20 protein-coding genes are annotated in these 22,595 nt (G+C 36.2%); 7 read left to right on the top strand and 13 right to left on the bottom strand.

The window, feature by feature from the left end:
* Nucleotides 1-148: 148 nt before the first annotated feature.
* The 7 genes from ACVYAD_RS22705 to ACVYAD_RS22675 all read right to left on the bottom strand — a co-directional run bounded on the left by ACVYAD_RS22705 (nt 149) and on the right by ACVYAD_RS22675 (nt 8,563).
* Entirely contained in the window at nt 149-1,630 is a 1,482-nt protein-coding gene (locus ACVYAD_RS22705; RefSeq protein WP_476428039.1) for a PH domain-containing protein, read from the bottom strand.
* Nucleotides 1,623-2,102, bottom strand: a complete 480-nt coding sequence (locus ACVYAD_RS22700) for a PH domain-containing protein (RefSeq protein WP_386831323.1) — start codon at nt 2,100-2,102, stop codon at nt 1,623-1,625. Before ACVYAD_RS22700 ends, ACVYAD_RS22705 begins: the two co-directional genes overlap by 8 nt.
* 190 nt (nt 2,103-2,292) lie before the next feature.
* Nucleotides 2,293-3,816, bottom strand: a complete 1,524-nt coding sequence (gene cshA, locus ACVYAD_RS22695) for a degradosome RNA helicase CshA (RefSeq protein ID WP_476428036.1) — start codon at nt 3,814-3,816, stop codon at nt 2,293-2,295.
* A gap of 351 nt (nt 3,817-4,167) precedes the next feature.
* Nucleotides 4,168-4,860 carry an alpha/beta hydrolase gene (locus ACVYAD_RS22690; protein ID WP_349661714.1) on the bottom strand — a complete coding sequence of 231 codons (693 nt, stop codon included), beginning with the start codon at nt 4,858-4,860 and terminating at the stop codon, nt 4,168-4,170.
* Nucleotides 4,861-4,948: 88 nt separating this feature from the next.
* Nucleotides 4,949-6,316, bottom strand: coding sequence for a UDP-N-acetylmuramoyl-tripeptide--D-alanyl-D-alanine ligase (locus tag ACVYAD_RS22685; protein ID WP_476428035.1), 1,368 nt, complete (start codon nt 6,314-6,316; stop codon nt 4,949-4,951).
* 11 nt (nt 6,317-6,327) lie between these two features.
* A complete protein-coding gene (locus ACVYAD_RS22680; RefSeq protein WP_349661716.1) occupies nt 6,328-7,407 on the bottom strand; it encodes a D-alanine--D-alanine ligase in 1,080 nt (359 codons plus the stop codon).
* Nucleotides 7,408-7,807: 400 nt separating this feature from the next.
* Nucleotides 7,808-8,563: a hypothetical protein gene (locus ACVYAD_RS22675; RefSeq protein ID WP_476428034.1), complete on the bottom strand. Its 756-nt coding sequence runs from the start codon at nt 8,561-8,563 to the stop codon at nt 7,808-7,810.
* Nucleotides 8,564-8,934: 371 nt separating this feature from the next.
* Here ACVYAD_RS22675 and ACVYAD_RS22670 point away from each other — a divergent pair, with 371 nt between their 5' ends.
* Nucleotides 8,935-10,122 carry an FtsW/RodA/SpoVE family cell cycle protein gene (locus ACVYAD_RS22670; RefSeq protein WP_349661717.1) on the top strand — a complete coding sequence of 396 codons (1,188 nt, stop codon included), beginning with the start codon at nt 8,935-8,937 and terminating at the stop codon, nt 10,120-10,122.
* A gap of 62 nt (nt 10,123-10,184) precedes the next feature.
* Here ACVYAD_RS22670 and ACVYAD_RS22665 read toward each other — a convergent pair whose 3' ends face one another.
* On the bottom strand, nt 10,185-10,322 hold the full coding sequence (locus ACVYAD_RS22665) for an Lmo0850 family protein (protein WP_004232019.1): 138 nt from the start codon (nt 10,320-10,322) through the stop codon (nt 10,185-10,187).
* Nucleotides 10,323-10,921: 599 nt separating this feature from the next.
* Between ACVYAD_RS22665 and ACVYAD_RS22660 the strand changes: the two genes are divergently transcribed.
* The 3 genes from ACVYAD_RS22660 to cls all read left to right on the top strand — a co-directional run bounded on the left by ACVYAD_RS22660 (nt 10,922) and on the right by cls (nt 14,709).
* Nucleotides 10,922-12,082 (top strand): MFS transporter, encoded by a 1,161-nt coding sequence (locus tag ACVYAD_RS22660; protein ID WP_476428033.1) that lies wholly within the window; start codon nt 10,922-10,924, stop codon nt 12,080-12,082.
* A gap of 90 nt (nt 12,083-12,172) precedes the next feature.
* Nucleotides 12,173-12,964 (top strand): YwqG family protein, encoded by a 792-nt coding sequence (locus ACVYAD_RS22655; RefSeq protein WP_349661719.1) that lies wholly within the window; start codon nt 12,173-12,175, stop codon nt 12,962-12,964.
* A gap of 287 nt (nt 12,965-13,251) precedes the next feature.
* Nucleotides 13,252-14,709 carry a cardiolipin synthase gene (cls, locus tag ACVYAD_RS22650; RefSeq protein WP_476428032.1) on the top strand — a complete coding sequence of 486 codons (1,458 nt, stop codon included), beginning with the start codon at nt 13,252-13,254 and terminating at the stop codon, nt 14,707-14,709.
* A gap of 58 nt (nt 14,710-14,767) precedes the next feature.
* Here cls and ACVYAD_RS22645 read toward each other — a convergent pair whose 3' ends face one another.
* The 4 genes from ACVYAD_RS22645 to ACVYAD_RS22630 form a co-directional block, all read right to left on the bottom strand.
* A complete protein-coding gene (locus ACVYAD_RS22645; protein ID WP_476428031.1) occupies nt 14,768-15,544 on the bottom strand; it encodes a M15 family metallopeptidase in 777 nt (258 codons plus the stop codon).
* Between the two features lie 159 nt (nt 15,545-15,703).
* Entirely contained in the window at nt 15,704-15,952 is a 249-nt protein-coding gene (locus ACVYAD_RS22640; RefSeq protein WP_197141517.1) for a hypothetical protein, read from the bottom strand.
* Nucleotides 15,953-16,005: 53 nt separating this feature from the next.
* Nucleotides 16,006-16,767 (bottom strand): membrane protein insertase YidC, encoded by a 762-nt coding sequence (gene yidC, locus ACVYAD_RS22635; RefSeq protein ID WP_476428030.1) that lies wholly within the window; start codon nt 16,765-16,767, stop codon nt 16,006-16,008.
* A 139-nt stretch (nt 16,768-16,906) separates the two neighbouring features.
* The gene (locus tag ACVYAD_RS22630) at nt 16,907-17,701 is read right to left on the bottom strand and encodes a helix-turn-helix transcriptional regulator (protein WP_079562523.1); all 795 of its coding nucleotides are present in this window, start codon (nt 17,699-17,701) and stop codon (nt 16,907-16,909) included.
* 497 nt (nt 17,702-18,198) lie between these two features.
* Between ACVYAD_RS22630 and ACVYAD_RS22625 the strand changes: the two genes are divergently transcribed.
* From ACVYAD_RS22625 to ACVYAD_RS22615, 3 genes are all read left to right on the top strand, one after another.
* Nucleotides 18,199-18,849, top strand: a complete 651-nt coding sequence (locus ACVYAD_RS22625; protein WP_049663393.1) for a LytTR family DNA-binding domain-containing protein — start codon at nt 18,199-18,201, stop codon at nt 18,847-18,849.
* Nucleotides 18,850-19,220: 371 nt separating this feature from the next.
* Nucleotides 19,221-20,741, top strand: a complete 1,521-nt coding sequence (locus tag ACVYAD_RS22620) for a succinate CoA transferase (RefSeq protein ID WP_349661723.1) — start codon at nt 19,221-19,223, stop codon at nt 20,739-20,741.
* Nucleotides 20,742-20,863: 122 nt separating this feature from the next.
* Entirely contained in the window at nt 20,864-22,009 is a 1,146-nt protein-coding gene (locus tag ACVYAD_RS22615) for an MFS transporter (RefSeq protein WP_476428029.1), read from the top strand.
* A 13-nt stretch (nt 22,010-22,022) separates the two neighbouring features.
* On the opposite strand, the gene ACVYAD_RS22610 is transcribed toward ACVYAD_RS22615, so the two are convergent.
* Complete coding sequence (locus ACVYAD_RS22610; RefSeq protein ID WP_349661725.1) at nt 22,023-22,331, bottom strand: hypothetical protein; 309 nt, start codon at nt 22,329-22,331, stop codon at nt 22,023-22,025.
* Nucleotides 22,332-22,595: the final 264 nt, after the last annotated feature.

Below are 22,595 nucleotides of genomic sequence, written 5' to 3'. Positions count from 1 at the left end.
CACAATATTTTTGTGCGAAAGCGTAGTATAAACGTAGTAGCACGATATTTGTCACTCATTCGTATATTGTTGTTCTAATGTTTTAACAAATGATTCATAAAAAAAGCTAATCCCACATTAATTGTGAGGACTAGCCTTTTTCTCGCATTCAATGTTCGTACCAAGATACTATAGTTTCAGCATCCTGCTGCTCCAAATTTCGCACATTCCCTGTCATACCAGTCATGCCCGACATTACCGTTGCTTTTACAGACATAACATTCTTTCTTTTTTGGAAATACGTTTGGGTAGTCCCAATAGATTGAATTCGTTTTTTCTCCATAAAAAATGTAATACGACTGAACACACGATATTGCATAGTTAGTTGCTTTCCATCTATCATATAAGCAGCTGTTTTATGTTGCCAAATACCTATTAATATCGTTAATGGAATTAACAATAGCGAAAGCAGTCCGTACGGATAAAAGTAATAACTACATGCACCAATTATCGGTACAAGCCAAATGAAATCAATTCGGTAAAAAAATGGACGAGCTCGATTTGGCGAATAAATAAGTTCTGGTCGCCAATTTACATCCGGAAAGATCTGCTCTAACGTTTCCAAACAATCCTGCTTCTGAATAAGTGGGAACAACGCAATTTTTTTATCATTTCCCTCTCCACCATTTCCCCCAGCACTCTCAACAACAACCGTTGCAAAGCCAAATAATTGACGCAATGGATTTTCTACAATACGAATCGCCTGAATTCGATTTAACGGTAAAGTAATACGTTTTTTCTCCAGTAGCCCTTTTGTAATAATAAGTTTTTCATCTTCAGTTCGAACTGTATAATCATAATAATTGACCAATGTAATAATAAATGACACAAACCATGCCAGAATTAGGCTGAATATCACTATTAGTGCAACTAAAAATGCACCAATTTTCGCAAAGTCAGCTAGCTCATTAAAAATTTCTTCATATGGGATTATATCTGAAAGCTGAGAGATAATTGCTGCTAGCCCAGACAGAACGACCCCAATTCCGCCTGAAGTTATGGCTAATATAAGTAAATCACGTATCGACATATGATAAATCATCGGCGCTAATACTTCCTCGGTTAGCGATTGTTCATTACTCATCTGGTCATCATTCATCTGCTCATTGGCTTTGTTTTTCGTGTGACGCATTTCCAGCTCTATTGCATCTGCCGCATCCTTTCTAATTGCCGTTAACTCTACCTCTGGCTTTCTATCCTTGCTTCCCGCAGTTTCAACTTGAACCTTTACTAGGCCAAATAGTCGATGAAAAATACCCTCATTGTAATTTAAGCTTTGAATACGTTCAAATGGGATGTAACGTTTCTTTTTAACGAACAAGCCATATTTTACACGTAATTCTCCATCTTCAAACCAATATACAAAGGTACGCCATTTAACAATGCCACTAACAAGCGCAAGTATAGCCCCTACTCCCCATATACCGAATAAGAAAACAGTTCTCCAAAAATTATCACTATGGAAATTAAACGAGAAGTTAAAACCATTCGTTATAATAATAACAATTAACGGGAAAATCATACTTTTTAATGCTTTTGCACTTGAAATAACAGCCGATACTGGGTGTAATCGATTAACTTCCTTAGACATCATCTTCTGCCACCCTTGCTAATTCCGATATACGTGCACGAAGTCCATCCGCCTCTTCCATTACAAGGGCTGGAATCGTATGTACAGTTGCCGCCGTTGATATTGAAATATTACCTAAACCATATTTTTTTAATATCGGTCCTTGCGTCGTATCAACATGTTGTACACGCACCATTGGGATAAGCGTACGTTTAACAACGAATAAACCATGTTGCACTTCAATCTCACTTTCACGCACCTCATAGCGCCAGCGTTCCCATCTTACTTTTGGAAATAGATAAGCAGATAGAATAGCACTAAGTATAACTACAACAACTGCAATGAAATAAATAAATGATGGCCATTCAAAATAATAAGTGCCATAGCATACTAAAGCCGCTATAATCAAAAGAAGTATCGTTTGCAATACACCATATAAACGCCACACTGTTAACCCTTTCCTAGAAATCTTATGAATTGGTTCTGATCTCAAAATCGATCCCTCTCTTTCCTTATTTATGTATACGTAACTAATTATCTTTTTGTTTCAAAGTTTTATCAATTTTACCTTGGCGTTCTCGTGCTGTCGCTTCGTATTTTAATATGGCCATCCGCTAAAAGAAGTTAAAAAAACCTTACAGCCACTTTGACTGTAAGGTTTTATCATTTTGATGAAGATAAAATTAATCTTCGTGACGACGTGGGGCACGTGAACGACCTTGTCCACCTTCACGGCGACCTCCATCACGGCGTCCGCCTTCTCGACGATCTCCGCCACGTCCTCCACGACGATCTCCGCCACGTCCGCCATCACGACGTCCGTTAGAGCTACGGTTGCCACCGCGTCCACGATCTCCGCCACGATTGCCAGAACGCTCACGACGCATTGGTAATGGACGTTCTTCAGTAATTGTTACTGGCGAGTCATCTGGCTCTTTTGTTAATGAACGAATTGCTGCAGCTACGACATCGATTGCATCATGGTTTTCAAGTAATTCTGTAGCAAGTGTACGATAATCACCTAAGTCGTTGTTCGCAATAAGACCTTCAAGTGTCTCCAAAGCTAAGCGTTGTTGTCCAACTAAAGCTTCGTCAGTTGTTGGTGGACGAAGTGGTGTCATACGTTTTTTCGTTGTTTCTTCTACGATACGTAAGTAACCCATTTCGCGTGGCGTTACAAACGTTACCGCAAGACCTGATTTACCTGCACGACCTGTACGACCAATACGGTGAACATAAGACTCAGGATCTTGAGGAATATCGAAGTTATAAACATGTGTTACACCAGAAATATCAAGCCCACGAGCAGCTACATCTGTTGCCACAAGAATATCAATTTTATTTTCTTTAAATTGACGTAATACTGAAATACGTTTTGCTTGGCTTAAATCACCGTGAATCCCTTCAGCAAGGTAACCACGAATTGATAACGCTTGTGCAAGCTCATCCACGCGGCGTTTTGTACGTCCAAAGATGATTGCAAGTTCTGGTTGGTGAACGTTTAATAAACGAGATAAAATATCGAACTTTTCACGCTCAGCAGACTTCACAAAATATTGATCGATGTTATCAACTGTTAATTCTTTTGCTTTAATTTTTACGATTTCTGGATCACGCATAAATGTTTCAGCAATTTTACGAATTGCTGGTGGCATTGTTGCTGAGAACAGTAATGTTTGACGTTCAGATGGGACGTTTTCTAAGATTGAATTAATATCATCAATAAAGCCCATGTTTAACATTTCATCTGCTTCATCAAGCACTAATGTTTGAACATCTTCTAATTTTAAAGTACGACGATTGATATGATCTATAATTCGGCCAGGTGTACCAACGATAATTTGTGGTTTATTTTTTAGCGCACGAATTTGACGGCCGATTTCCTGACCACCATAAACTGATAATAATTTCACACGTTTGTCATAACCAATTTTATAAAGTTCTTCAGAAACTTGAATTGCTAATTCACGAGTTGGAGCAATTACTAATGCTTGGATGTTAGGGTTTTTTGGGTCAATTTTTTCGATAAGTGGAATCCCGAAAGCGGCAGTTTTACCTGTACCTGTTTGCGCTTGACCTAATACGTCACGGCCTTCAATCGCAAAACGAATAGTACCTTCTTGGATTGGTGTTGCTTCTTCAAATCCCATACGCTTTACAGAACGTAATGTAGATTCGCTAATATTTAATTCTGAAAAATTTGTCAAACTTCTCAATCTCCTTTTTCTGCTTTTAAGTTGACAAATGGTTACATTTTCAGATGAAGTTGTCGGCAAATTCGAGCCTGTGTTGTGGAACGTTTCCGTTACTTAAAAATTTTCTCTATATGATGGTCACATAGAGCTCTCTTATATGAAAAGGAAAGCCCGGTCTTTACCGAGCGGTTTGATTCTGTCGTAATTATTCACTTTAGAATAAAACCGTTGTGTTCAAAAAAAAGTACTCTTCAATCAAATATGAAGAGTCTTCGCACAAAATGTATCCATTGCTTACACTAGTCTAACATGGGATTAAAACGTATGCAACGATAACGCATGAGTCGTAATAATCTGACTACTTTACGAACTCTTTAAAAATGACAAAACGTTAGAAAACCATTCAGAGCAATCTTCGCCATAACAAATATGATGCTTGCCAGTATCAGATAAATACAAGGTTTTTTCGTTTGAAGTTAATTGATCAAATAAAAAGCGAGCAGTATGATAAGGCACAATTCCATCTAATTTCCCTTGTACAATATACACCGGAATTTTAATATCTTTATAATACGGCTCCACCATTCGAACAAGCTTCATGAATTCTATCGTTGCGGATAGTGGCACATGATTAAACTTATGCCGGTATCGTAAAAACAGCTCATTATTAGACAAATTACGATGGTATGCCTCAGTTGCCAGCATTTTAAAATCTTTGACCAGTTGCTTCGGACTCACATATTTGGCAGCAGCGCTTAGTAATACGAGCTTTTTCACTTTATACCGCTTGGCTAAATAGAGCGCTATAATGCCCCCCATTGAAAATCCAACTACTATTACTTCATCTACTTTTTTGGCAAGAGCACGAAAAGCGAGCTCGGCATCCATTAACCAATGCTTAGCAGTGAAACCACGCATTTGTAATTCTTCTCCATGCCCTGACAAGGTAGGTTCTTCAATGAGCCAATTTGTATACGTTCGTAAATAGGTAGTAAAAGGTTCTACTTCATAAGGTCCTCCTGAAAATCCATGTATACATAACACACCTACTGACATTATTTTCACCTCTAAATGTGTAACTCATATAAGTCGATAAATGAAAGAAAGAATCGGTGAGAGAATGCCCCACCGACTCCTTGTTTTATCACTTCGTAAATGCACGTAAGATCGTTTCTAACTTCATACCACGAGAGCCTTTGAGTAAAACGATAGACTCCTCGTTAGCTTGCTGTAGTTTTTCGATAATTGGCGTATAATCATCCTCTGCATATAACAAATGGTCCTCATCAAATCGCTCTTTTAAAACTTCATTTAAATAAGCCATTCGTGGGCCAAATAAACATACATAGTCGATTTCTTCTGCATGAATATCCTTCGATAAATCTTCATGGAAACGCTTTTCATTTGGTCCAAGTTCAAGCATATCACCTAGCACAAGCCATTTTTCTGGGCGAATCGTTGTCGATGCAACAAATTGAATAGCCGCCTTTACAGAAGTTGGTGCAGCATTGTAAGCATCATTAATAAATAATGCCCCATTTGATCCATTCACTTGCTGCATGCGCATATCCGTAAGAGTTACTTGTTTTAAGGATGCACGAATTTGGTCATCGTTTAAACCTAGCTGTTGTGAAATTAACATCGCGACTAATGTATTTTTCACTTGATGCTTCCCAAGAACTGAAATAAAGAAATCTCCTTCTATCACACCATGTGTAGAGAAGCTACTTCCATCAGCCGTTGCTTCAATATTGTCTGCATACAATAGATTGCCATGCTCTAGGCCAAATGCCACCGCTTTTAACTGTTGCTCTTTCGCAACTAACTCTTGTAGTAGCGGTTCATCTCCATCATAAAACAGCACTCCATCTGGTTGCATTCCCTGGATTATTTCAAATTTGGCTTTAGCGATTCCTGCACGTGAGCCTAAATCTTGCATATGAGCCTCGCCAATGTTTGTAATCACTGTCATATGTGGACGAGCAAGTTTCGTTAAAAACTCAATTTCACCAAAACCACTCATACCCATTTCAAGTACGGCAACATCAGTATCTTCATCTAGCTGTAATACCGTAATAGGTAAACCTAGTTCATTATTAAAATTCCCGATTGTCTTTTGTACTTTAAAAAATGGTGTTAGCGTTCCTGCTAAAATATCTTTCGTCGATGTTTTACCATTTGAACCAGTAATGCCAATAAACTTCGCCTTATGCTCACTGCGATAGGCACGTGCCATTTGCTGAAGCGCCACCTCTGGATCATCTACAAAGAGTAATGGCACACCTTGAGGTGGATTCGGTTCATCCTTCTGCCAAAGAGAAGCTCCTGCTCCTTTTTCAATAGCCTGCAGAACGAATTTATGACCATTGGCCTTTTCACCACGAAATGGAACAAACAAATCCCCTTGTTGAATTGTTCTAGTATCAATGGAAATTCCTGATACGACCGTGTCACCAAAAGCTGGTACTTCTTCATTTAACCATGTAGCTAACTGCTTTAATGTTTTTTTCACAATAATCCCACTCAGTCTTTTTTATAGTGAAGCTGTTGTTTTTCTTCAAAACGCTCAATTGCTAGAGTAATCAGACGATCAATAAGCTCTGGGTAACTTACATTTGTATGTTGCCAAAGAAGCGGATACATACTTACAGGTGTAAAACCTGGCATTGTATTCACTTCGTTAATATAAATGCTATTATCAGCCGTCACAAAAAAGTCCGCACGAACTAAACCGCTCCCATCAATAGCTTTGAACGCACGTTTAGCTAGCTCCTGTAAATTAGATACTGTATCCTCAGTAAGCTCTGCTGGGATAATAAGGACTGTCGAGCCATCTTTATATTTGGAGTCATAATCATAAAAGTCAGTGACTGGTTTAATTTCACCAGGTACAGAAACTTCCGGGAAGTCATTTCCTAGCACAGCAAGTTCAATTTCACGAGCGATTATACCTTGCTCAATTACAATTTTACGATCATACTGCAAGGCTATTTCGATAGCCTTCACTAATTCATCGCGATTTGTTGCCTTGCTAATTCCAACACTTGATCCTAAGTTTGCAGGTTTCACAAACATCGGCCAATCCAGTTTTTCTTCGCAACGAGCGAGGATAGCCTCCTGTTCATTAGCCCATTCACTACGAATGAAATACGTATATGGAACTTGTGGTAAGCCGGCAATTTCAAATAATTGTTTCATAACTACTTTATCCATGCCAGTTGCTGATGCTAAAACACCATTTCCTACATAAGGTAGATTTAGAACCTCAAGTAAACCTTGAACAGTTCCATCTTCACCATTAGTACCGTGAAGCAATGGAAAAATCGCATCAAATTGTACGGATTTACCATCTTTATCAATTAAAAAATCTGTAATGTTATTTTCTAAAATATTGGCATTATCACCAAATTGTAATTCTTCAATTGTACTTGCAGGTTTTTTTAGACGCTCACCTCGGCGCCATTCCCCTTCAAGGGTAATGAAAATCGGATATACTTCATACTCCTCGAAATTCAAAGCTCCCGTGACTGCACGTGCTGTCGATAATGACACCTCATGCTCGGCTGACTTTCCACCGTATAATAAACCGATTCTTTTTTTCATTTTTGTGCCCTCCACATACTTCTTGAGTACTATTAGTTTATCATGAAACGTCTTTATAAATGACATCAATTTCGCCTTGCCGTAATTGTAGCTGACGCTTTGCTTTCGCTACATAAAACATCTGTAGCTGCCGCTTTGCTTTCGCTACATAAAACATCTGTAGCTGTCGCTACGCAAAACATCAAAACAATTACTGAATGACGTTAAAAATCTCACCGTAATTTTGACGGTGAGATTTAGTGTATATTCATTCTACGTACAAATGAATAGATCAATTATGCCTGGCATAATTGCGTCAGGAATCAGCTTCGTGCTTAGGCCTGCGTGACGCAGGACAGTTAGCCGTTATCGCATGGATGCGATGATTTTAGGCTAACATCCTTTTATCCGCTGAAAGAAGTTAAATAATATAAATCAATTCATCGTGCTCATTTTTCAAAATTGTACTTTTTAAATCATCCCATACCTCATCCGGATAGGAATACTCTGACAGATTGCGAATTTCGATACCGTAAGCTACTTTAGGCTTTTCAATTCTATACAATGATAACAGTGCCCCATCTTTAGTAAAAGAACGATAGGCACGCAAAAATTCCGGTGAAATAGCAGGAATACTCGATTTCACCTTCCGTCGCCAAAAACCTGTGCTACGTTCCTTTTCACGAATCAAACTGTTCAAAACATTAGCAAGGAGTAAATCGGAATCACTTAAATGGCGAAAATAAACTTTAGTCATTTTCTCTAAATCTGAAGAATAATAGACAAATCGATTTTGTAATTTATTAAAAAAAGGCGAATTAATCGGTTCCTTTTTATGACTTATGTAAAGCAGCTCTCCTTGTTCCATCGGTGTTAGTTGGTCTAGCCTCTTCTCATCCATAAAGTCTATCCAACATAATTCTTTGGATTCTGTAGCTTTTTTTACAAACTGAGGTACTTCCTCTTCTGATATATAATCGAACTGAGTATGCATATTAAAGGAACCATCTTCATAGGAATGTTTCAATAACAGTAAGTGATGCAGTGGTTCAAGTGCAGCCACAAATTGCGAGAATTTAAGCCCGCTAAAAACAACAAATTTATCGACCTCATTCATATGAACATATATATGATACATAAAATCGTCAGCTGACTTCAATTTTTTAGCCACAACCATCACCCCATTCTTCACTATATTATAAAACTAAACTTGAATTTTTTGAAACATTTTATGTTAATAATCGTCATAACAATATTCACAGGCGTAAAAGTGTTTTTTACGTTATAATATGAATGTTAAAGATGCTTTTGCATTTATGTTTTTTAACTACTCGGAATGAGCACATTTAGAACGAATATAATTCTATTCATTTCTTACAAATATTTGAGAGAATTTTCTAAACAAAAAGCAAATATTACTCCCCTACTTTCGGTTTAATATTGCCTCTTGAGGATTCATCATATATATATTTGGTAGTAGATTGAATCGGAATTAATTTAAATCAAATTTACTCATTAAGAGATACTATTTTGATATAGGTGGCTTGTATGGAAAATAAACGAAATTTCGCGAATCGTTTTGACTGGACGCTCGCTTTTATACTTCTTTGCTTTCTAGTCATAAGTTTGTTAGCCATTTCGTCGGCGCAAACATCAGGTCAGTACGGCGTTAACTATGTTCCTTTACAATTGCGATGGTACGTCATTTGCTCAGTAATTATTGGAGTAGTTATGTTTTTTGAACCTGACCAATATAAAAAATTGTCTTGGTATATGTACGGTGGAGGCATCTTCTTATTAGTACTGCTTATTTTCATGCCAGAAGGTCCAGGACAAATCGGTGCAAAAATTAATGGTGCAAAAAGCTGGTATCATACACCACTTGGAAATATTCAACCTTCTGAGTTTATGAAAACCTTTTACATTTTAGCACTTGCTCGACTTATTAGTAAGCACCACGAAGTTTATACTTTTAAATCCATAAAAACGGATTTCATATTGCTAGGTAAAATCATTGCTACACTATTATTACCTTTAGCCCTTATTCTGAAGCAGCCTGACCTTGGTTCAGCCTTAGTATTCTTCGCCATTACGGCTGCTGTTGTCATTGTAGCAGGTGTATCATGGAAAATTATTTTACCAACTTTTTTAGGTGGCGCAATAGTGGGTGGTTCTTTTTTATGGATGGCACTCCATATGCAAAGTTTTTTAGAGAACACATTCGGCTTAAGACCATATCAGTTTGCTCGAATCTATTCTTGGTTAGATCCATATTCATATTCTTCTAGTGATGGATACCATTTAATTACTTCCTTGAATGCCATTGGTTCAGGTGAGATTTTCGGTAAAGGCTACCGAGGCCGTGAAGTTTACGTTGCCGAAAATCATACCGATTTTATTTTTACAGTTATCGGAGAAGAATGGGGTTTTATTGGCGCTAGTATCGTTATTTGTTTATTCTTTTTATTAATCTATCATTTAACAAAAACTACCCTATTATTGAAAGATCCATTCTCAACATATGTATGTTCTGGTATTATTGCAATGATTACATTCCATGTACTTGAAAATATCGGTATGACTATTCAGCTATTACCTATTACAGGAATTCCTCTACCGTTTATCAGTTATGGGGGAAGTTCATTGATGGGGAACGCTCTAGCCATCGGTCTTGTCTTCAGTATGCGTTTCCACTACCGTACTTACATGTTTACCACTCACGATGATGACGATTAATTGTGGATATAAAAAATGGGTAGCCTCATTAAGAGACTACCCATTTTTATTTGTAAAACGAGTTAAGCTTGAACTTGCGGTGTTTGCGTTGGTGGTGTGAGCACTTTTAAAAGTTCAAGTCGAGACTTTGTTACAGTGGCTGTTACACCCAACTTAGATAAATTCGAAACAATCTTTTTCAAATCTACTTCTTTTGTCATACATTCCACCTCAATCTTTCCTCGAATTTATATAACGTTTTATTTCCAAAAAAGTTTCATTTTTGCAAGCGTATGATGTCTGACGAGTTAATCTCTTTCTATCATACCATTTAACTTTGCTTTAAAATTTTTCATTTTTGTTACAATGTAAATTTTTCCTCTTTTAAACCATTTACCACTAAGTAACAAAATTTAAACATTAATAAAATAAAATACCGATATACCCTCTAGTAGTATAACCCAGATATAATTTAATACTCTATGCGACATTCGATACAAAAAATTAAAAATAGAATGAGTCCATTTAGTTACTTACGTTAGTTCGCCATTCATTTTTGGTGTCAATATAATTACATTGTTAACAGTTTGTCATTTTTTATACAGTGTTCAGCCTCTTTCCTCCACTTCGCTCGCTCCAATTTTACAGCTTTCCTTAAGAAGTCACCCAGCCTTCGCTATATAAAACCTTCATACATCTTAACAAAATATCCTCCCCTACTTTAGTATTTAAACTGTTTATTCTTCCGTTTTCTTGTAATAACAATAATAAGAGAGGTAGAATATACATACTAAAATATTGTATGAAAGCAGGGGACTGTATGAAAAAGGCAATTTTATTATTAATGTCTGTCCAATTCCTCGTCTACCTTGGATTTGGAATTATTATACCTGTCTTACCTGAGGTTATAGTTCAGCAAAATTGGGATAATATACATGTAGGTGGCTTACTTACAGTGTATTCGCTCGCCAGTTTTTTCACTGCACCTCTTTGGGGTATGCTGTCCGATAAGGTAGGTCGTAAGCAACTTATATTAATAGGTCTTGTAGGTTTTAGCTTAAGCTTTGTTATTTTCTCATTATTTATTACTAATTTAGTAATGTTATACATCTCACGCGTTGTGGGTGGTTTGTTCTCGGGAGCACTATATACAGCTGTAACAGGCTTTGTAGGAGATATGTCGAGTGATGAGGATCGCAATAAATATATGGGTCTCATGGGCATGTCCATCGGGCTCGGTTTTATTTTTGGTCCAGCAATTGGTGGTATGCTCGGACACTACAGCTTGCAACTACCCTTTATCGCTTCAGCAACACTAATTGCGCTATTATTTATTTATGCAAGTTTCGTTTTAAAAGAACCTACAAAACGAAAAGATACAAATAAACGTGCCATTATGCCAAAGGGTGCTACAAAAATGTTGCAGTACCGTGTGCGCTATTTATTTATGTTCTCATTTTTAGTGACTTTTATGCTGGCAGGTGTGGAAGCGACTTTCCAGTTGTTCCAAATTGATCGAATTCAAATTACACCATTACAAATTGGTTATTTGTTTATGTTTAGCGGCTTTGTAGATGCAGCTATTCAAGGCGGTGTGGTTAGACGAATTAAAAACGGAAGCGAGACAACTTGGTTAATAGGTGCACAAATTATCACAGCAATGGGTATGCTTTTATTCACTTTAACAGCTAACTTATTTATGGCCGGTTTAGCCCTCTGTGTTTTCACAGCAGGAAATGCACTCGCAAGAACATGCGTTGTATCTCTTTCAACTAAAGAATCTGGTGGTCAATACGGAACTGCTGCAGGTCTTTCCTATTCGATGGATAATCTAGGACGCATTCTAGGTCCACTATTCTTTACTTGGCTATTTACTATGCAATCTAGTTTAGGCTATTATATTTCAGCAGCAATAGCCGTCGTTTCAATTAGTTTAATATTTATTTTTAAAGCATCAAATAAATCTTTACGACTTGAATAATTTGTTGATAAAAAGCCGTAACTTAATAGTAATTCAAAGCATAATAAAACACATCAAGGAATATTGGAACGGACTACCGGAGGGCTCTGCATGAACAAAACAACAAATTTTTTTCTTCCAAAAGAGCTAGAATCGTTTCGTTTTGAAATTGAAGAAACACTAATTTCAGCAATGATTATCACACCTTATAAGCGATCAACTACGTTAACGGAAAGTAAATTTGCTGGAGAACCTTATTTACCATATTACCAGACATATCCGAAAGATATTGCAGGCGAGACTATGCGGCTATTAGCTCAAATTAACTTTGCAGAAATGCCACCTCTAAAAGATTTCCCATCTCAGGGTATTCTGCAATTTTTTATTTCATCTAATATTTTCGTGAATGCTGATCATTATCACGAGGATATTTTTCAGCAATTTTATAAAATACGTTTTTATCCTACCGTAAATTTTGAAGCAACACCCCCTAGTCAGGAGTTTTTAGCACAAGCAGCAGACGATCAGTTCCCTATTCGTCAGGAATTAGCATTACAATTTCAACCGATTCAAGAACCTGTTTCCGCTTTAGATTATCGAGCCTCACATTATTTACCAGACTTAATTCCTTCATCAGAAGATGTTGATTTACGGGAAATTTATTTACAACACTTCTTAGGGGCTGGAGCTAAAATTGGCGGTTACGCCTATTTTATAGAGGAGGATATCCGTCACGAATCACAGCTTCTTAAACGATATGATGTATTGTTACTCCAAATCGACTCTAATGATGAAATCGGTATTATGTGGGCAGATAGTGGCGTTGGGAAATTCTTTATTAACCGAGAAAAGCTCCTCCAAAAGGATTTCTCTGATATTTTATTTCAATGGGAGCATTACTAATCATTTATCTTCATTCAGCAACAAGTTTTTTCTGTGCGAAAGCGTAGCGACAGCAACAAAGTTTTTTTCTGTGCGAAAGCGTAGCGACAGCAACAACGGTTTTTCTGCGCGAAAGCAACGATACAACTATTTCAATACAACAGGGCAAAATGGATTTCGGATTACCTCGTTCTTATTTGGAGGTAATCCTTTTCCATGCTTACCAACCAAATTTCATATCTTCTTTCCACTTATAAAGTAAGTTATACTAAGTGTATTACGCAAATATAGTAAAGGCAGGTGTAGGAATGAGTATTTTTACCGATGTTGGATATCTAGTACCTTTAATTATGTTTGTTAATATTTTGGCAGCAATGGTCATAATTTTTTTAGAGCGTAAAGATGCCACTTCTACATGGGCATGGATTCTCGTACTATTCTTCATTCCATTAGGTGGGTTTATTTTATACTTGATGTTCGGACGACAACTACGAAAAAAACATTTATTCCGTTGGGAAGGACGCAAGGATATCGGTATCGATAACCTCATTAGCTATCAGACAGAAGCGATTCGAGATAATACGTTCGAGTTTCGGATCGAAAATGCGGAAAATTATAAAGAAATGATTTACATGCATCTTAAAACAAATAATGCTGTATTAACGCAAGATAACCACATTGATATTTTTGATGATGGTGCAAATAAATTTGAGCAGCTACTAGCAGATATTGAGGCAGCAAAAGATCATATTCACATTCAATATTATATTTTCCGTTTAGATGACTTAGGTACACGCATTGTTAATGCACTTATAAAAAAAGCAAAGCAAGGAGTTAAGGTAAGAATCTTATATGATGAAATGGGCTCGCGCAATGTTAAAAAACGCCATTTCAAAGAATTACTTACTGCAGGTGGAGAAGTCGAAGTATTTTTCCCATCCATTTTGCCGCTTATAAACCCTCGTTTAAATTTTAGAAATCACCGGAAAATTGTTGTGATTGATGGTCGTATTGGTTATATTGGTGGTTTTAATGTTGGAGATGAGTATCTCGGTCTACAAAAAAAGTTTGGCTATTGGAGAGATACACATTTACGTATTGAAGGTAGCTCCGTCCATCCATTGCAAACACGCTTTTTACTTGATTGGAACCAAGCTTCCGTACAACAGAAAATGGGCTATTCAGATCGTTACTTCCCTGCTATTCCAAAAAAAGGCGATGTGGGCTTACAAATCGTGTCTAGTGGACCTGACTCTGACTGGGAACATATTAAAATGGGCTACTTAAAGCTTATTAATATGGCGAAAAAGTATATATATATCCAAACGCCATATTTCATCCCTGATGTTAGTTTTTTAGAGGCTATTAAAATTGCGACGCTTTCAGGCATTGATGTAAGAATCATGATTCCAAATAAGCCTGATCATATGTTTGTTTATTGGGCTACATATTCATACGTAGGACAATTATTGCGTGCAGGAGCGAAAGTTTATATTTATGAAAAGGGCTTTATTCATGCTAAAGCAATCATTATTGACGATGAAGCATCAACAATCGGTACTGCAAACCTTGATGTACGCAGTTTCAGTTTAAATTTTGAAGTAAATGCCTTCATTTATGACTCAACGATTTCACATCAGCTTGCTGAGCTGTTTGAAAAAGATATTTTTGATTGTACTGAATTAACTTGGGAAATGTACCAAAATCGTTCCGCATTAATTAAATTTAAAGAATCCATTTCACGCTTATTAACACCGATCTTGTAGAATGTAGAAAAGGAAGAGAGCTAGTTCGTAACATTACGAACAACTCTCTTCCCTTTTTTTATTTCACACCTAGATATTCTTCTAGCGTTATATTTTGTTTTTTTATGTCTTTTGCTATGTCTACACCTACATAACGGTAGTGCCATGACTCATACATATAACCTGTGATGTCTTCTTTATTTTTGGGGAATCGTAAAATAAAGCCATAGTCTTGAGCATGTGTAAATAACCATTGGCCTGCTGGTGTTTCACCGAATTCTTCAGTTAGCCATAATTTATCTTTACCGACTTCCCCTATATCAAAGGCCAAACCGGTTTGATGTTCTGAATAACCAGGGCGCGCACTATAGCGATCAGCGGCAGCTTGCCCATCACGGTTTACATAGTTATTATATAATGTTGTTTGATATTCAAAAGATCGATAGCCACTAAAAGCTACTAATTCAAAACCTTGTTGTTTTGCAGCAGCAAGCATTTTATTTAGAGCTTGACGTGCCTCTGGACTTTCTTCAGGCGCAAAGGTAGATGGTAGCGGATATACTTTATTCGCTAATAAAATCCCTTTAATATATGTCGGCTCAGTTGGTAATGTTTGATTTGGTATATAGCCATTTTCATCTACCTTCTGCTCGGGCTTCACCGGATTATCCGCTGTATTTTTCGGCTCTTCTTTTACAGGTGAATCTTTTTTAGTTGGTTCTGCGGTTTGTTGTTCATGTCCATCTGATGCATTACTTATCTGTTTATTTTTATAGTTATAAACTACGAAAATAGATGCGATAAGCGCCACCGAGATTAAAGCACCCAGGATGAGTGGAAAACGTTTCTTTTTCACTATTTTTTACCCCTTTTAAAGTTATCCAGTACTACATCTTCAAAGAACAGTCCTTCAGTAAGTACCGATACTAGTTTTTACTATTTTGCTATAGTCTCATTTTAGCACTGTTCACAATTTAGGGTGTGGGTTTTCACCCATGATTTTAAAATTAATCTGTTAGTCTGTGAGAATAATAATAAACACTACAATAGAAGCAATTGAGAAAAAGATTGCCATGTACTTCATCCATTTCGCTTCTTTTATATAACCTTGCTCTTTAAAACTTTTTGCTCTAAATCCATTAGATACGGCAAACATAATAGTCATTGCAAATACCGCAAAGTTAAAATTACCTATGATAATAAATACGATAGCCGCGATACTAAAAATTGCGACTAGAATAGATGATAGCCACTTTGTATTCATCTTACTGTCCTCCTAAAAAAATCGAGGCTACATAAGCGCCTCGACAAATAATTTTATGAGTTTACTTTTTCCGGATGTTCCGAATAAAATTTCCGACCGATATATGTTTGAATAATCAATAATGCACCGCTGACCGACCAGTAAAGTGGTAGGGCTGCCATAGATGACATCGAGATAAAGACAATCATAATTGGTGAAATATAAATAAACATTTTCATTTGTGCTTTTTGTTGCTCTGGTACTGTCCATAATGATACACGTGCTTGAACTAAATAAACAATACCTGCGACAATTGTCATAGCGATATCAGGTGAACCTAGGCTAAACCATAAAAATTCATGTGATTTCACATCTGTAGAATATAAGATAGAGAAATAAAGACCCATGATAATAGGCATTTGAATTAACATTGGTAAACAACCCATGTTGAGTGGATTGATGCCATGTTTTTGATATAATGCCATCATTTCTTGCTGATACTGCATTTGCTCTTCTTTTGTCTTAGCTTCCTTCATCTTTTTCTGAACAGCTTCCATCTCAGGCTTAAACGCATCCATTTTCGTTTTCATCTTTTGTTGCTGACGGTAATTTTTTAACATAATCGGCATTAAAACTAAACGAATAAGAACCGTAATAGCGATAATTGCTAAACCATAGCTACCTGAAAAAATAGTATTACCGAAAAATTCCAATAAAAATTCCATAGGTTTTACAAAGATACTATAGAAAAAACCTTCTTTGTTTTGCACAGCTTGACAGCCACTAAGAACAAAAACGACAAGTCCAAGCATTGAAAATAGCTTCAATTTCTTCATTTTTCCACCTACTATTATTTATCAACTAAAATGAAGTATACATTATCGGGTCCATTATTATCAAATAGCAAGCATAAAAAAGATGCGAGCTTTAGCATCGCTAATACGTCCGCATCTATTTATTAATCTTTTTATGACTTTAAACGTTTTGAAGCTCTGATTCCGCCATCTCGAAACGATAAAACTCATGATGTAGCTCATCTCGGAAATGTTTGGGCGTTACCCCAGTATATTTTTTAAAGATGCGGGTAAAATAGCTTTGATTACAGAAATGGAATTGATCTGAAATAGAAGTTATACTTTTATTCGTGTGTCTAAGGTAGTACTGTGACTCTTCTACTCGGCGAACATTTAGATATTCAACAAGTGTAATACCAACATGTTCTCTAAATATACGTGATAAGTGGCTCGTACTTATATGAAAATTATTTGCGATGCTTTCCACTGTTAAGTCATTTTCCAATTCATCGTTTATATACATTATTACTTTATTAACTGTCTGGTGACGAAAAGTCGGTTGCTTGCGATCTGCGATGAAGTAGACAAAAAAATCAATTAAATCATCAGCGAATTGTAAAAATTCTGCGTCTTTCATTTGATTTTCAATCATATCATTACAAGCAATGTTAAAAGCAAAAGCTTTTTTCGAAGGAACTTGATTGTCTAGCAATTTACGTGCAACAATTGACGACAAAACAGAAAAATAACTTCGAACAATTTTAATGACTTGTTTGCCAAAACGTATGGAAAGAATATCAATTAATTTATGCAAAGATTTCTTTGCCTTTGCAGATTCTAAATGGTAAATTTCAAATACTAATTTCGACTCAATATTAAAAAATTCTTCAACACCGATGTATTGGTTAATACTATCGATTTCCTGAAAGTATCTTTTGGATATCGTTTCTGACATAGAATGTTGATGTAGTTGCATAATCTTCCCCATCTTTCCTCAGATTGCACGAATTGCTGTTACAATTCTTGACACCAATCTACTTATTTCAAAATAAGAAAATAGTATTTCCTTATCAATTGTACGAATTGAGTCATATTTCATATATTATATAATAAAAATAACCCAACTATACCATCAGTTACAAAAAAAAATAGACTATACAGTGAATTTTACCATATTCTGCGATTTCCTTTCAACCACATTTTGTCTTTCACACTAGTTCTAATTTATCATATATACACAGTAGAAACCCCGTAAACTTATGTCGCACAATTAAATTTTACCATATATATATCAAATCGAATTAGTAATTTTTTAAAATTTGTTACAAATTATGTAATGTCGTTTTACACCTATATTTTTCATCAATCGACATTTCTCTTTTTTATTCCGAAATCTTCTCTATATAATTTATATGAATATGTAGTAAAATAGATGATAATACTATTTTTAAAAGTTTAGACGAGGTGTTAATAGTGGATCCAAAACAAATAGAAGAAATTATGGAGATTATTAAAGAATTCTTCCCCGAGAATACTTCTATCGCAATCTCCGATACAAACGAATACTTGTACTACCAAGCAAGCAAAAAAGTTGATTTAAAGATCAAGCCTGGCGACCCAATTAAAGAAGGTTCAGCAGCTCATAAAGCGTTAAACTACGGACAAAAGATTAGTTCTTACATTGAGCCTGATGTATTTGGAGTAGCATATTATGGCATGAGTATTCCTTTAATGGAGGAAGGCGAAACTAAGGGTGCTATCACTGCAATCTTCCCACAAAAGCCATCAGCATTTTTAACGAACTACATTACTATTAAAATTGATGACTGCTGGTACCCAATCAAACATGATCAAGTTATTTATCTTGAAACACAGCTTCGAAAAACATTTGTTAAAACGATGAGTCGTGAAGGCTACCACCGCTTAAACCTAAGTGATCTTGAGCTATTTTTAGCACCTGACTCATTTATACGTTGTCACCGCTCTTATATCGTTAACATTGACTACATTGATGAAATTCAACCAGATTCTCATTCAACGTTTTTATTAATCATGAAAGACGGTACTCGTATTCCAGTTAGCCAACGCTATGCAAGTTATTTCCGTCGTTCTTTAGGTTTCTAATTTTTTTATAAGTACAGCGAGCATTTTAATTGTTCGCTGTACTTTTTTCTTGCTAAATTTAAATGCTCTTCATCAACCAGTCGGAACGGAAATTAACCCCACATTATATTACTGAATTTTCAAAAGTAAAATTCTCTAAAAACAATACACCTCTACATTAAAACGTTTTCTCTGTCGAAAATTCGTTTTTATGCTCATTTTTCCTGTTTTTACTCAATTTAATGCTATTTCTAAAGTAATTGTGACAATTTGGTGATAGTATTATTCAAATGGTTGGTGTCATACTACAACTAAATAAACAGAAAATTCTTACACGTTTTTTCTAGTTTTGTAATCGGTTTCCATAAAACTTTTTAGGGGAGGACTTTTTAATGGATGCAATTATTCAAAAACGCCTAGGCTTAAAAGAACTTGAAAGTAAAATTGTTACTGCTGATGAAGCTGCAGCACTTATCTCAAACGGTGATGTAGTTGGTATGAGTGGATTCACTCGTGCGGGGGACGCAAAAGTTGTTCCTATGGCTTTAGTAGAGCGCGCTAAAAACGAAAAATTCAAAATTGATGTATATACAGGGGCTTCTTTAGGACCTGAAGTTGATAAATACTTAGCTGAAGCTGGTGTTATCCGCAAACGCGGACCATTCCAAGGAGATGCAGGTATTCGTAACTTAATTAACTCTGGGGATGTACTATATGTAGACGCTCACCTTTCACATAATGCTGAATTAGTTCGCCAAGGAATTATCGGACCTATTAAACATTTAATCCTTGAAGCTGTAGCTATTACAGAAGATGGCTTCATCATCCCAACAAACTCAGTGGGTAACTCACCTATCTTTGCTGAATACGCTGAGAATATTATTATCGAGTTAAATATCTCTCACCCAGAAGCTTTAGTAGGTATCCATGATATCTATGTACCAGCTGAGCAAGGTAAACGTGAAGCGATTCCAATGACTGATGCTATGCAACGCATTGGTGATATCGGTATCAAAGTTGATCCAGCTAAAATTAAAGCGATTGTTATTTCTGAAGAGCCTGATGCTCCTTCATTAATCGTACCACCTGATGAAGAAACACAAACAATGGCTAACATTTTATTAGACTTCTTCCGTGATGAAATTAAAGCGGGTCGCTTAACAAAACAATTAATGCCATTACAATCTGGTGTTGGTTCTGTTGCAAACGCTGTACTTGATGGCTTCGCTGATTCAGAATTTGAAGATTTAGTTGTTGCTTCTGAAGTACTTCAAGATGCTGTATTCAACTTAATTGATGCTGGTAAAGTTAAATTTGCTGCAGCTACTTCAATTACGCTGACTGAAGAACTACAGAAAAAAGTATACGGCAATTTAGAAAAGTACGCTGATAAAATTTGCCTACGTACACAAGAAATTTCTAACCACCCAGAGCTTATCCGTCGATTGGGTCTAATTTCAATCAACACTGCTCTAGAATTAGATATCTACGGTAACGTAAACTCAACTCACGTATCAGGTACTCGTATGATGAATGGTATCGGTGGTTCAGGTGACTTTGCACGTAACGCACGTCTAGGTATTTTTGTTACTAAATCATACGCAAAAGGCGGCGCTATCTCTTCAATCGTGCCAATGGTTTCTCACGTTGACCACACTGAACATGATGTTGATGTAATCGTAACTGAGCAAGGTATTGCTGACTTACGTGGTCTTGCACCAAAAGAGCGTGTACCTTTAATTATCGAAAACTGTGCACACCCAGATTACAAAGAACAACTTTGGGATTACTATAACCGTGCTGTAGAAGCAACTGGTAGCCATCAAACTCCTCATATTTTAGAGGAAGCACTTTCTTGGCACGTAAATCTTGCTAAAAACAAAACAATGAAAAAAGAAGTTGCTAAAGCTTAATTTTCATCATTCAGGAACGCCTCATTAAGTCAAAAACTTATGAGGCGTTCTTTTTTGTCGAAAATGGTATAATAAGAGTGATATTCATTCTCATTAACATATAATTTTCTATCGGAGGAGCTATGAAGAAACTTATTTATTTGATTATATTCTTTTCGTTTTTCGACCTATTTACTCAACTTCCTGTCATGAGTACATATGCTGAATCCTTAGGGGCATCAACCTTCATTACCGGCCTAGCAGTAGGTATGTATTCCCTTTCCAATACATTTGGTAATGTTATCTCTGGTTTTTTAACAGATCGTAAAGGACCATTCGTTATTTTAATCCTAGGTCTCTTAACGACAGGCCTTTCACTATCCCTTTATAATTTTGTGGAAGATCCTATTACTCTATTAGTAGTCCGCTTTGTACATGGATTAGTTGCGGGCTTTATCGTTCCTGCTGCTTTCACATTTTTAGCGAATGCTACTGAGCAAGAAAAAAGAGGTAAGGGCAGTGCTATCTCTGGAGCATTTGTTGGTATCGCTGCAATAATCGGTCCTGCATTTAGCGGAATTTTAGCGAGTCGTACTAGCGTACCATTCGTTTTTAATATAACTGCAAGCTTTATGCTCTTGTTAGGAATACTTGCCTTCTTTTTATTAAAATCAAATCAGGTAAAAAAAGAAAAGTCTGCTTCAACTGCAAACATTCCTTTTTATGTACTTTTTAATAATCCAGGTACATTGAAAGCCTTTACCAGTGCATTCTTTTTAATGTTTTCTCAAGGAGTTATTGCCTATCTCCTTCCACTAAAAGTGCAATCTTTAGGCTTTGATTCACGTTTAAGTGGTACCTTGATGAGTACATTTGGCATTATTGCTGTTCTCATATTTATTTTGCCTACTAACCGTATTTTCGATAAGGTCGCTCCTATCAAAACATTATCCCTTGGTATAGGTTTAATGGGGATCAGTCAATTATTAATTAGTCAGGCAGATTCAAGTACGTTACTTTATATTGCAATGGCCTGCTACGGTATCGGATTTGGCTTCTTATTCCCATCAGTCAATTCACTTTTAATCGACTCTACGACGGCAGAAATCCGCGGAAAAGCCTATGGTTATTTTTATGCCTTCTTCTCATTAGGAGTTGTCTTAGGTTCCTCATTACTAGGATGGCTCTCACTAGGTATTGTCAGCGGCTTTATATTTACTGGAATTGTATTATTAGTATTTGCAACGATCATCATATGTACACAAAAAAGACCTTCTCACGTAAAATGAGAAGGTTTTGTTGTTATTTCTCTTGTTCCTGAATTTCTCCATTGAAGTAATGGATACCTGTATGCCCTCCACCTTCTGCAACCATTTCATTTGAAGCTATTTTTGTTGGAGACGTTCCAGCTTCTGTGGCTACTTCAGTAGATATACGCTCTGTAATGTTTCCATGCATCTCCATATTCGTTGTATTCAAATAAGATGCTAATTTAGATTTTGCATTATTAAACATACTCAACGCTTTATCACGGTTTTCTTTTTTACTTAAATAAGATGCTGCTAAAGTTAACCCTACTAGCATAACACCTGACCCTTTACGTTTCGCCATTATAAATCCCTCCCAAAAATATAAAAACTAGCTCTGTAATATATCTTTTCCCTATTTTTTGAGGACTAAACATAATTTTTATATACGCTACTGCATATATAAAAAGAGAGTCATCTATTCCCCTTCGCTTCCATAATATAAACACATTTCTTAGGACATCTATATTTTTTCGCAAATAGTTAATTATTCTTCTACAAAATTTTATGGTAAACATTTATTTTTCGTAATTACGGTTTTTTTGTAACTTTTTATGATTACAAAGGA

Source organism: Lysinibacillus sp. G1-3 (assembly GCF_056322905.1).
The sequence above is the reverse complement of the archived record's forward strand: the minus strand, read 5'-3'. Positions and strand labels throughout refer to the sequence as shown.

Bases quoted from the DNA above. Each gene is read 5' to 3' on its own strand.
- ACVYAD_RS22615 (WP_476428029.1), top strand. From the start codon at position 20,864: ATGAAGAAACTTATTTATTTGATTATATTCTTTTCGTTTTTCGACCTA.
- ACVYAD_RS22655 (WP_349661719.1), top strand. From the start codon at position 12,173: ATGAACAAAACAACAAATTTTTTTCTTCCAAAAGAGCTAGAATCGTTT.
- ACVYAD_RS22690 (WP_349661714.1), bottom strand. From the start codon at position 4,860: ATGTCAGTAGGTGTGTTATGTATACATGGATTTTCAGGAGGACCTTAT.
- ACVYAD_RS22665 (WP_004232019.1), bottom strand. From the start codon at position 10,322: ATGACAAAAGAAGTAGATTTGAAAAAGATTGTTTCGAATTTATCTAAG.
- ACVYAD_RS22670 (WP_349661717.1), top strand. From the start codon at position 8,935: ATGGAAAATAAACGAAATTTCGCGAATCGTTTTGACTGGACGCTCGCT.
- ACVYAD_RS22630 (WP_079562523.1), bottom strand. From the start codon at position 17,701: ATGCAACTACATCAACATTCTATGTCAGAAACGATATCCAAAAGATAC.
- ACVYAD_RS22640 (WP_197141517.1), bottom strand. From the start codon at position 15,952: ATGAATACAAAGTGGCTATCATCTATTCTAGTCGCAATTTTTAGTATC.
- ACVYAD_RS22705 (WP_476428039.1), bottom strand. From the start codon at position 1,630: ATGTCTAAGGAAGTTAATCGATTACACCCAGTATCGGCTGTTATTTCA.
- ACVYAD_RS22660 (WP_476428033.1), top strand. From the start codon at position 10,922: ATGAAAAAGGCAATTTTATTATTAATGTCTGTCCAATTCCTCGTCTAC.
- ACVYAD_RS22675 (WP_476428034.1), bottom strand. From the start codon at position 8,563: ATGGTTGTGGCTAAAAAATTGAAGTCAGCTGACGATTTTATGTATCAT.
- cls (WP_476428032.1), top strand. From the start codon at position 13,252: ATGAGTATTTTTACCGATGTTGGATATCTAGTACCTTTAATTATGTTT.
- ACVYAD_RS22610 (WP_349661725.1), bottom strand. From the start codon at position 22,331: ATGGCGAAACGTAAAGGGTCAGGTGTTATGCTAGTAGGGTTAACTTTA.
- ACVYAD_RS22620 (WP_349661723.1), top strand. From the start codon at position 19,221: ATGGATGCAATTATTCAAAAACGCCTAGGCTTAAAAGAACTTGAAAGT.
- ACVYAD_RS22680 (WP_349661716.1), bottom strand. From the start codon at position 7,407: ATGAAAAAAAGAATCGGTTTATTATACGGTGGAAAGTCAGCCGAGCAT.
- yidC (WP_476428030.1), bottom strand. From the start codon at position 16,767: ATGAAGAAATTGAAGCTATTTTCAATGCTTGGACTTGTCGTTTTTGTT.